The following is a 9,727-nucleotide window of genomic DNA, read 5'->3' as shown; positions in this document are numbered from 1 at the left end:
GACCCCATGTCTGGCCTAGGCGTGGAGCGGTCACCTGCCGTGGGTGAGTGATCCGTGGCCACACCCGGGCCGCCGCCCCGATAGCCAGCCAAATCGAGAGACCCTCCAAGAACGGGTCGGCGGCCCAGCCCAGCCCCGTAGACCGCTCAGATCTCGGGGCTCAGATCTTAGGAACGAGGTTGCTCAACAGCCCACCCATCCGGGTAGCGGCGTTCCGGCCAGCCTCGAGGACCTCGGCGTGATTGAGGGGCTGGTCGGAGATGCCGGCGGCCAGGTTGGTGACCAGCGAGATACCGAGGATCTCCATGCCCGCCTCGCGGGCCGCGATCGCCTCGAGGGTGGTCGACATGCCGACCAGATCACCGCCGATGATGCCTGCCATCTTCACCTCGGCAGGGGTCTCGTAGTGAGGCCCGGGGAATTGGACGTATACACCCTCGTCGAGCGACGCGTCCACCTCCTTGGCGAGGCCGCGGAGACGCGCGGAGTAGAGGTCGGTGAGGTCGACGAAGTTGGCTCCGACCAGCGGGGACGTGGCGGTGAGGTTGATGTGGTCCTTGATCAGCACCGGGGTGCCGGGGGACCAGGACGGGTTGAGCCCGCCGCAGCCGTTGGTGAGCACCATCGTCGAGCAGCCGGCGGCCGCGGCGGTGCGTACGGGGTGCACGACCGCGTCGACGCCCTTGCCCTCGTAGTAGTGGGTGCGGCTGAGGAAGACCAGCAGGTTGCGGCCGCTCGCCGACCGGATCGAGCGGATCTTGCCGCTGTGCCCCTGGACCGCGGCGGCGCTGAAGCCGGGCAGGTCGGTGGTGGCGATCTCGGTGTAGTCCTCGCCGAGCGCGTCGACGGCGGGCAGCCAGCCCGAGCCCAGCACCAACGCGATGTCGTGCTTCTCGATGCCAGTCTTCTCCGCGAGCGCGGAGGCGGCTTCCTTGGCGAGTTCGTAAGGCGTGGTCACTCGCCGAGTTTAGACCCGGCTCAGTCGTTGGACCGGCACGGGCGCGTACGCAGCGCATGCACGTAGTCGTCCGGCGCTCCGGCCGCCTCGGCGGCATCGGCCAGCGCGCCCAGGTGGCGGGCGTCCGGGATGCCGCCCTCGTACGTGTCCAGGACATACGTCTCGCAGAGCAGGTCCTCGGCGAGCGCGGAGATCCGCACCTTGGTCTTGAAGTAGAGGCCGATGTCGGCCAGCTCCCACTTCTCCAGGGCTTCCATGTCCTGTTCCACGACGTCGTAGACCGCGACGAAGACCTGCTCGAACGGGTCCTGGACGATCGTGGCCGTCGGTCCGTCGCCGAGCACGTTGTCCTCGCCCCCGAAGGTGAGTCGCCATCCACCCAGCCACCCGGTCGTACGCAACGGCGAATGCGGGCACCGCTCACTCATCAGCGCCGGGTCGAGATTGACGCCATAGGCCGCATAGAGAGTCACGGGTCACGAGGTTACCGCCCAGTCCTCACCCGCTTGGGATCTATCTGTTATTGGCGGTCTACCCTTGGGTACGTGACCCACTTTGATGTTCTCGTCCTCGGCGCTGGCCCCGGTGGCTACGTCGCCGCCATCCGTGCCGCTCAGCTCGGCAAGTCCGTCGCCGTCGTCGAAGACAAGTACTGGGGCGGTGTCTGCCTCAACGTCGGGTGCATCCCGTCCAAGGCGCTGCTGCGCAACGCAGAGATCGCGCACATCATCACCCACGAGAAGAAGACCTTCGGGATCTCGGGTGACGCGACCATGGACTTCGGCGCGACCTTCAAGCGCAGCCGCGGCGTCGCGGACGCCAGCGCCAAGGGCGTGCATTACCTGATGAAGAAGAACAAGATCACCGAGATCGACGGCTGGGGCACCCTGACCGGGCCGAAGTCGATCGCCGTCAAGGGCAAGGACGGCGCCTCGACCGACTACACCTTCGACAACCTCATCATCGGCACCGGCGCGACCGTCCGCTCGGTCCCGGGTGTCGTGCCCAACGGGCAGAACATCGTGACGTACGAGGAGCAGATCCTCACCGAGCAGCTGCCGAGCTCGATCATCATCGGCGGCTCGGGCGCGATCGGCGTCGAGTTCGCCTACGTGCTCAAGAACTTCGGCGTGGACGTCACGATCGTGGAGTTCCTCGACCGGATGGTGCCGACCGAGGACGCCGACGTGTCCAAGGAGCTGCTGCGCCAGTACAAGAAGCTCGGCGTCAACGTGCTGCTCTCGACCGCGGTCAAGGGGGCCGAGGACACCGGCTCGGGCGTCAAGGTCCGGATCGCTCCGGCCGCCGGCGGCGAGGAGCAGGTGCTCGAGGCCGACAAGTTCCTGGCGGCCTTCGGCTTCGCGCCGCGGGTCGAGGGCTTCGGCCTCGAGAACGCCGGCGTCGAGCTCACCGACCGGGGTGCGATCGCTGTCGACGCCCGTGGCCGCACCAACGTCGAGGGCATCTACGCCATCGGTGACTGCACCGGCAAGCTGATGCTCGCGCACACCGCCGAGGCCATGGGTGTCGTCGCCGCCGAGACCATCGCCGACGCCGAGACCATGGAGATCAACTTCGACATGATCCCGCGCGCGACGTTCTGCCAGCCGCAGATCGCCTCGTTCGGCTACTCCGAGGCGCAGGCCAAGGAGAAGGGCTACGACGTCAAGACCTCGTCGTTCCCGTTCTCCGCCAACGGCAAGGCCCGTGGCATGGCCGAGGGTGTCGGCTTCGTGAAGATCGTCGCCGACGCCGAGCACAACGAGATCCTCGGCGCCCACATGATCGGCCCCGAGGTCACCGAGCTGCTGCCCGCGCTGACCCTCGCTCAGCAGTGGGACCTGACCGCCGACGAGGTCGCGCGCAACGTCTTCGCTCACCCGACGCTGTCGGAGGCGATGAAGGAAGCCATCGAGGGCATCGCGGGTCACATGATCAACCTCTGATCTGCCAAGGAGGCCCGGGGTCGCGTACGTTTCGCGGCCCCGGGCCTCTTTCACGTCCGAGGGACGGTGAGCGCTTCGTCGATGGAGGTCTCGCGCCAGGCGCGGAGCTCCTCGTGGAAGGCGACGGCGGAACCCGGGTAGCCGGTGGGGACGTCGGGACGCCCGGCACCCTCGGCGTTGTAGTAGCCCGGGGTGCACTCGGCGTGGAACCAGGCATGCCGCGGCGCGCCTTCGGAGAGCCGTCGGGCCCAGGCGTCCTCGGCCTCGCGGGACGGCTCGATGAGGGCGCCGCGCGCCTCGGCGGCGACCACCAGCGCCGCGGCGTGGACGGCCTGCTCGTCGAGGATGTGGCTGAAGTTCACGCTGCTGGCGTTGTGGAGCGAGCCCATCTTGATCAGGTTGGGGAACCCGTTCGACGCGAAGCCGTGCAGCGACCGGGGGCCCTCCTGCGCCCACGCCTGGAGGAGCTGGACACCGCCGCGCCCGGTCACCGGCATCCTGCCCGAGGTGATCCCGGAGACGCCGACGGAGAACCCGGTCGCGAAGACCAGGGCGTCGACCTCGTACTCCACCCCGTCCACGACCACGCCGCGCTCGGTCATCCGCTCGATGCCGTGGGAGTCGGCGGTGTCGACCAGGGTGACGTTGTCGCGGTTGAACGCGGGCAGGTACCTGTCCGAGAACGTCGGCCGTTTGCAGGCATAGCGATACCAGGGCTGGAGCGCCGACGCGGTCGCCGGATCCTCGACGATCTCGGTGACCCGGGCGCGGATCCGCTCCATCGTTGCGTGGTCGAGGGCCTCGTACGCTGCTTCGAACTGCTCGTTGTCCTGGCCGGCATCGTCGCGGCGGAAGCTCGGCAGCAGCTTCTCGAGCAGCGCCGCCGACTCGGTCCAGGCGTCGTCGACGAGATCCTCGTCGACGCCCGGGACGGCCTCGCCGGAGACGAGCCGGAGGAAGTTCTCGCGGCGCTCGGTGGCCCAGCCGGGGCGGTCTGCGCCGAGGTCCTCGGCGGTGAGCGGACGCTGGCCGCGTACGCCGACGGTGGAGGGGGTGCGCTGGAAGACGTAGAGGTGCTCGGCGTCCTCGGCGAGCATCGGCACCGCCTGGATGCCGGTCGCGCCGGTGCCGACGACGCCGACCCTCCGGCCGGCCAGGCCGGTCATGCCGCCCTCGGGGGTGCCGCCGGTGTAGCCGTAGTCCCAGCGCGAGGTGTGGAAGGTGTGGCCCGCGAACGACTCGATCCCGGGGATGCCGGGCAGCTTCGGCTCGGTCAGGGTGCCGGTCGCGGTGATGACGTACGTCGCCCGGAACGCGTCGCCGCGATCGGTGGCCACCAGCCAGCGCTGGTCGGCATCGTCCCAGGTCAGCGAGGTCACGGCGGTCGAGAAGAGCGCGTTCTGGTAGAGGTCGAACTTCTCGGTGATGCGTACGGCGTGCTGCCGGATCTCCTCGCCCGGGGCGTACTTCCAGCGCGGGATGTAGCCGGTCTCCTCGAGCAGCGGCAGGTAGACGGCCGCGTCGATGTCGCAGTGGATGCCGGGGTAGCGGTTCCAGTACCAGGTGCCGCCGAAGTCGCCGCCCTTCTCGACGACGCGCACCGACCCGATGCCCTGCTGGCGCAGCCGCGCGCCGGCGAGAATGCCGCCGAAGCCGCCGCCGACGACCGCGACGTCGACCACGTCGTGGACCGGCTCGCGCTCGGCGCGCTCGGTGTAGGGGTCATCGGCGAAGTAGCCGAACTCGGCCTCGGTGGTTCGGTACTGCGCGGATCCGTCGGGACGCACCCGGCGCTCGCGCTCGGCGGTGTAGCGCTCCCTGATCTGGACAGCGCGCTCGGGGGTGACCGGGTTCTCGCAGCGCGGCAGGGTCATCGCGCGGCTCCTCTCGTGGGGTGGGGTGTGCCCGGTGCGCCGACGAGGGTCGCGAAGTGCCCCGAGCGGCATTCGCGGTTACGATAGCCGAAACGGACAAGTCTGTCCGGATCGCTTCCGACGAAAGGCCGCCGCCATGTCGAACCTCACCCCCTCCTCGCCCGTACGCAGCTTCCTGGACCACCCGGTGGCGGCCCAGGTCCTGCGCGGCATCATCGCGGCCGGCGGTGGCACCGAGGAGGCGCTCGCGCCGGCGCTCGGCCTGCCGCTGGACAAGCTCGTCGAGATGTCCGGCGGCAGGTTCCCGGCCGAGGTCGTCGGGCTGCTGGTCGGTGTCGCCGAGACCGGCGTGATCCCGGAGGGTGTGCCGACCGTCGACCGGGCTCCGGCGAGCGCCACCACGGCACCCGCAGCTGACCTGGGCATCGAGATCGGCTCACCCCAGCCCTGGACCGAGGTGCTCACCGGCGGCCGGTTCGCCGGCCAGACCGTGGTGGTCACGGGCGCCGCGGGCGGGATCGGGAAGGCGGTCGCGGCCCGCATCATCGGCGAGGGCGGGCACGTGGTCGGCATCGACGTCTCGGCCGAGAAGCTCTCCACGGCAGCGACCGAGCTGGGCGAGAGGTTCCACGCGCTGGCCGCGGACATCACCGCGCCGGAGACCGCGGCCGCGGTCCTGGCCGCGGCGGGCGATCGCATCGACGCACTGGCCAACGTGGCCGGTGTGATGGACGACGACGCCGCCCCGCACGAGATCGACGACACGATCTGGGCGCGCTGCATGTCGGTCAACGTGGACGGGCCGATGCGGCTGATGCGCGCGGTGCTGCCCGGGATGCTCGCCGCGGGTGAGGGCCGGATCGTCAACGTCGTCTCCGAGGCCGGGCTCCGCGGCTCGGCGGCCGGTGCTGCGTACACGACCTCGAAGCACGCCCTCGTGGGTCTGACGAAGTCGGCGGCGTTCCAGTATGCGGGGACCGGGGTGCGCATCAACGCGCTCGCTCCCGGTGCGGTCGCGACCGGCATCCACGTGCCCGACGGCGCGCCCTACGGCTCGTCCCGGACGGCCGGGATGCGCGTCGCGATCCCCGGGATCGCCACCGCCGAGGAGCTCGCCGCGTCGATCACCTTTCTGCTCTCGCGTGACTCGGTGAACATCAACGGAGCCGTGATCGCCTCCGACGGCGGCTGGTCGGCCGCCTAGAACGCGGGGCTCAGACGCCCGGCGTGACCGGGCCGATCTCGATCCCGAGCAGGTCCCACGCCCGACGGGCGGCGGCCTCGCGCGCCTCCGGGGTCGGCCCGTGCACCCCGCCGGAGACCATCGCGACCGCGAGCATGAGGTCGTCGGCGTCGTAGGCCTCCCTCGGGAGCCCGCCGATGGCGGTGCGTACGCGATCGGCCAGGAAGAGGGAGCTCTCCTCGCCGCTGAACCGGATGATCCCGACGAAGGCGATCGAGTGGATCATCTGCCAGGTGACGACGCCGAGCACATCGGCCAGCGTCGCATCAGGGCGAGCGGCGACCTGCTCGATGTCGCGCACGTTCTCCTCCAGCACCGCCGTCGCCAGCGTGAGCCGGTCTGGGAAGTGCCGGTAGAGGGTGCCCTGGCCGACGCCGGCGCGCTTGGCGACGGCCGACATCGGGGCGTCGAGACCCTGCTCGGCGAGCACCTCGCGGGCGGCGGTGACCAGGAGGTCACGGTTGCGGACCGCGTCGCTTCGAGTCGGGTTGGCAGGGCTCGTCATCCCAGCAGGGTAATCGCCTGCGGATCTTTTTCAGCCCTCGTCCAATGCGGACAGAAACTGACCTGAACGGCTCATAGCGTTGTCGGTGTCAGAGGGAAACACCACCAAGGAGTCCATGCCATGACCGCAACCGCCGCCAGCGCCATGAAGACCAGCGCCACCGCCACCCTGTCCCGTGAGCGGACCGACCTGCTCGAGACCCTGGCCAAGCACCGCGGCTTCCTGCGCTACGCCGTCCGCAACCTGACCGACGAGCAGGCCCGGCTCACCCCGACCGCCTCCGCGCTCAGCCTCGGGGGTCTGGTCAAGCATGTGTCAGCCTGCGAGCGTGGCTGGGCCGACTTCATCGTCCGTGGCGCGGTGGCGCAGGAGCTGACCCCGGAGAAGTACGCCGAGTTCGCCGCCGACTTCGTGCTCGCCGAGCACGAGACGCTGGAGGGCGTGCTGAAGGCGTACGAGGACGTGGCCGCCGCCACCGACGAGCTGATCCGGACCGTCGATCTCGACGCGGACCACGCGCTTCCCGAGGCCCCGTGGTTCGAGTCCGGCGCGCGCTGGTCCAACCGCCGCGCCCTTGCCCACATCCTGGCCGAGACCGCCCAGCACGCCGGCCACGCCGACATCATTCGGGAGACCATCGACGGTCAGAAGACGATGGGCTGAATCTGCCGCTCCGGGGGCGTGGAAGAATGCGCCCCATGGCGCGAGTGACGATCATTGGTGGGGGTCCTGGCGGATACGAGGCGGCGCTGGTCGCGCAGCAGCTCGGGGCGGAGGTCACGGTCGTCGACCGTGACGGCCTCGGCGGCAGCGCGGTGCTCACCGACTGCGTGCCGAGCAAGACCCTGATCGCCACCTCCGAGCTGATGTCGGACATGACGCTCGCCCGCGACCTGGGCATCAACTTCCGCGACCACCACGGCGACCCGGCCACCGAGCTCTACGCCGACCTCGAGCTGGTCAACAAGCGCGTGAAGTCGCTCGCGCTCGCGCAGTCGAGCGACATCGAGAGCCGGCTGACCCGCCGCGGGATCCGCATCGTCAAGGGCACCGGACGCATCGACGCCGACAAGCGTCAGGTGATTGCGACCCGGGCCCAGGACGGCACCGAGGAGGCGATCGAGAACGACGCGGTCCTGATCGCCACCGGCGCCCGGCCGCGGGTCTTGCCCACCGCCCAGCCCGACGGCGAGCGGATCCTGACCTGGGAGCAGGTCTACGACCTCGACGACCTGCCCTCGCACATGATCGTCGTCGGCTCGGGTGTCACGGGTGTGGAGTTCGCCAACGCCTACCTCAACCTCGGCTCCCAGGTCACCCTGGTCTCCTCACGCGATCGGGTTCTCCCCGGTGAGGACGCGGATGCGGCGACGGTGCTGCAGGACGTACTCGAGCGGCAGGGGATGAACATCCTCAGCAAGTCGCGGATGGAGTCGGTGACCCGCTCCGGCGACGTCGTCACCGTCAAGCTGACCGACGGCCGCGAGGTCACCGGCAGCCACTGCGTCCTCGCGCTCGGCTCGATCCCCAACACCGAGGGCCTCGGCCTGGAGGAGGCCGGCATCGAGCTCGACGAGGGCGGGTTCATCCGCACCGACAAGGTGTCGCGTACCTCCGCCTACGGCGTGTACGCAGCCGGCGACTGCACCGGCGGCTTCATGCTCGCCTCGACCGCCGCCATGGCCGGCCGGATCGCGATGCGCCACTTCCTCGGCGACGCGGTCATCCCGATGGACCTCAAGGAGGTCGCGGCCAACGTCTTCACCTCGCCGGAGATCGCCACCGTCGGCTACTCGCAGGCACAGGTCGACTCGGGCGAGGTCGTCGCCGACACCCTGCGCCTCGACCTCAAGGGCAACGCGCGGGCGAAGATGCAGGGCATCTCCGACGGCTTCGTCAAGCTCATCTCCCGCCCCGGCACCGGCGTCGTCATCGGCGGTGTCGTGGTCGGCCCGCGCGCCTCGGAGCTCATCCACCCCATCACGCTCGCCGTGTCGACCGGGCTCACCGTCGACCAGATCGCCAACACCTTCACCGTCTACCCGTCGATCTCCGGCTCCACCGCCGAGGTCGCCCGCCGTCTCCACCACGTCGAGTAGGCACCCCGAAAAACGGTGTGCGAGCAGCGCCGCGGCTTCGCTAGCGTGAGCGCCATGGGTAACTGCTGCATGACGATGATCGTTCGGATCCGCCGCCGCTGACGGCGCGGATCCCACCGAAGCACTCGTTCGCATTCGCGCCGCCACCTGGCAACCCTGCCGGGCGGCTCCGAGTGCTACCCGCATGCCGCCCGGCTCCTTCTGTCTCGAGGAGCATCCATGCCCGACGTACGCCCTGGCCGGCACGAGCTCGGCCAGAACTTTCTCACCGACAGGTCGGTACTCGACCGCATCGTCCATCTCGTCTCGCAGCGGCAGGGTCCGCTGGTGGAGTGGGGCACCGGCAACGGTGCCGTCACCTTGGCGCTGGCGGAGCTGGGTCGTCCGCTGGAGGGGGTCGAGATCGACTCTCGCCGCGCGGCCGAGCTGCGCCGACGGACCGGTACGCACGTCTGCATCGCCGAGGGCGACATCCTGCGTCACGCGCCACCGCAGGACGCGGTCGTCGTCTCCAACGTCCCGTTCCACCTGACCACACCGATCCTGCGCCACCTGCTGGCCTCGACGACGTGGCGCCATGCCGTACTCCTCACCCAGTGGGAGGTCGCCCGCAAGCGCGCGGGTGTCGGCGGCACCACCCAGCTCACCGCGCAGTGGTGGCCGTGGTTCACCTTCACCCTCGACCGCCGCGTCCCGTCGACCGCGTTCCGTCCGCGGCCCAACGTCGACGGCGGCCTGCTGCTCATCGACCGCCGTCGCGAGCCGCTGCTCCCCGAGTCGGAGCTCCGCGACTTCCAGTCGTGGGTGGCGGCGGTCTTCAGCAGCCGAGGCCGCGGAGTCGCCGAGATCCTGCGCCGCAACGGCGTACCCGATGCAGTTGCCGGCCAGATCGCCCGGAGACGCCGGCGATCTCAGGCGCCGGTGCTACCGCGGGACCTGCGTGCGGAGGACTGGGTCGAGGCGTACGCAGCGGTCTGACCCTGCCGAGAAGTCGCGCGCGTCGGCCGTGAGCATCCGCTGCGCGGCCGCCGAACGCTGCGCGAGGGTGTCGAGCAGCTCGTCGATGTTCTGCGGGTTCTCGGGGAAGTGCTGGCCGTGCTTG

The 9,727-nt window shown here is 70.0% G+C and carries 9 protein-coding genes; 5 read left to right on the top strand and 4 right to left on the bottom strand.

All coding sequences use genetic code 11. The features are described from left to right. Positions 1–160 precede the first annotated feature (160 nt). The gene (locus AB0F44_RS29785; RefSeq protein WP_350666599.1) at positions 161–958 is read right to left on the bottom strand and encodes a purine-nucleoside phosphorylase; all 798 of its coding nucleotides are present in this window, start codon (positions 956–958) and stop codon (positions 161–163) included. Positions 959–978: 20 nt separating this feature from the next. After that, a complete protein-coding gene (locus tag AB0F44_RS29780) occupies positions 979–1,431 on the bottom strand; it encodes a gamma-glutamylcyclotransferase family protein (RefSeq protein WP_357360931.1) in 453 nt (150 codons plus the stop codon). Positions 1,432–1,503: 72 nt separating this feature from the next. On the opposite strand from AB0F44_RS29780, the gene lpdA reads away from it, so the two are divergent. Then, complete coding sequence (gene lpdA, locus AB0F44_RS29775) at positions 1,504–2,904, top strand: dihydrolipoyl dehydrogenase (RefSeq protein ID WP_357360929.1); 1,401 nt, start codon at positions 1,504–1,506, stop codon at positions 2,902–2,904. 50 nt (positions 2,905–2,954) lie between these two features. Here the strand turns inward: lpdA and AB0F44_RS29770 are convergent, their stop codons facing one another. Continuing rightward, entirely contained in the window at positions 2,955–4,778 is a 1,824-nt protein-coding gene (locus AB0F44_RS29770) for an NAD(P)/FAD-dependent oxidoreductase (RefSeq protein ID WP_357360927.1), read from the bottom strand. 136 nt (positions 4,779–4,914) lie between these two features. Here AB0F44_RS29770 and AB0F44_RS29765 point away from each other — a divergent pair, with 136 nt between their 5' ends. After that, complete coding sequence (locus AB0F44_RS29765; RefSeq protein WP_357360925.1) at positions 4,915–5,982, top strand: SDR family NAD(P)-dependent oxidoreductase; 1,068 nt, start codon at positions 4,915–4,917, stop codon at positions 5,980–5,982. A gap of 10 nt (positions 5,983–5,992) precedes the next feature. On the opposite strand, the gene AB0F44_RS29760 is transcribed toward AB0F44_RS29765, so the two are convergent. Beyond that, the gene (locus AB0F44_RS29760) at positions 5,993–6,526 is read right to left on the bottom strand and encodes a helix-turn-helix domain-containing protein (protein ID WP_357360923.1); all 534 of its coding nucleotides are present in this window, start codon (positions 6,524–6,526) and stop codon (positions 5,993–5,995) included. 120 nt (positions 6,527–6,646) lie between these two features. Here AB0F44_RS29760 and AB0F44_RS29755 point away from each other — a divergent pair, with 120 nt between their 5' ends. The 3 genes from AB0F44_RS29755 to erm all read left to right on the top strand — a co-directional run bounded on the left by AB0F44_RS29755 (position 6,647) and on the right by erm (position 9,603). Further along, complete coding sequence (locus AB0F44_RS29755; protein ID WP_357360921.1) at positions 6,647–7,189, top strand: DinB family protein; 543 nt, start codon at positions 6,647–6,649, stop codon at positions 7,187–7,189. A 35-nt stretch (positions 7,190–7,224) separates the two neighbouring features. Continuing rightward, positions 7,225–8,625: an NAD(P)H-quinone dehydrogenase gene (locus AB0F44_RS29750; protein ID WP_357360919.1), complete on the top strand. Its 1,401-nt coding sequence runs from the start codon at positions 7,225–7,227 to the stop codon at positions 8,623–8,625. 219 nt (positions 8,626–8,844) lie between these two features. After that, positions 8,845–9,603: a 23S ribosomal RNA methyltransferase Erm gene (gene erm, locus AB0F44_RS29745; RefSeq protein ID WP_357360917.1), complete on the top strand. Its 759-nt coding sequence runs from the start codon at positions 8,845–8,847 to the stop codon at positions 9,601–9,603. Positions 9,604–9,727 lie beyond the last annotated feature (124 nt).

The sequence above is a fragment of the Nocardioides sp. NPDC023903 genome (assembly GCF_040639295.1).
GTDB lineage: Bacteria > Actinomycetota > Actinomycetes > Propionibacteriales > Nocardioidaceae > Nocardioides.
Note: the sequence above shows the minus strand (reverse complement) of the source record. Positions and strands in the feature narration are given on the sequence as shown.

What these genes read in the sequence shown, in the direction of transcription:
- AB0F44_RS29770 (WP_357360927.1), bottom strand. Translation starts at nt 4,778, where the DNA reads ATGACCCTGCCGCGCTGCGAGAACCCGGTCACCCCCGAGCGCGCTGTC.
- AB0F44_RS29765 (WP_357360925.1), top strand. Translation starts at nt 4,915, where the DNA reads ATGTCGAACCTCACCCCCTCCTCGCCCGTACGCAGCTTCCTGGACCAC.
- AB0F44_RS29760 (WP_357360923.1), bottom strand. Translation starts at nt 6,526, where the DNA reads ATGACGAGCCCTGCCAACCCGACTCGAAGCGACGCGGTCCGCAACCGT.
- AB0F44_RS29755 (WP_357360921.1), top strand. Translation starts at nt 6,647, where the DNA reads ATGACCGCAACCGCCGCCAGCGCCATGAAGACCAGCGCCACCGCCACC.
- AB0F44_RS29750 (WP_357360919.1), top strand. Translation starts at nt 7,225, where the DNA reads ATGGCGCGAGTGACGATCATTGGTGGGGGTCCTGGCGGATACGAGGCG.
- erm (WP_357360917.1), top strand. Translation starts at nt 8,845, where the DNA reads ATGCCCGACGTACGCCCTGGCCGGCACGAGCTCGGCCAGAACTTTCTC.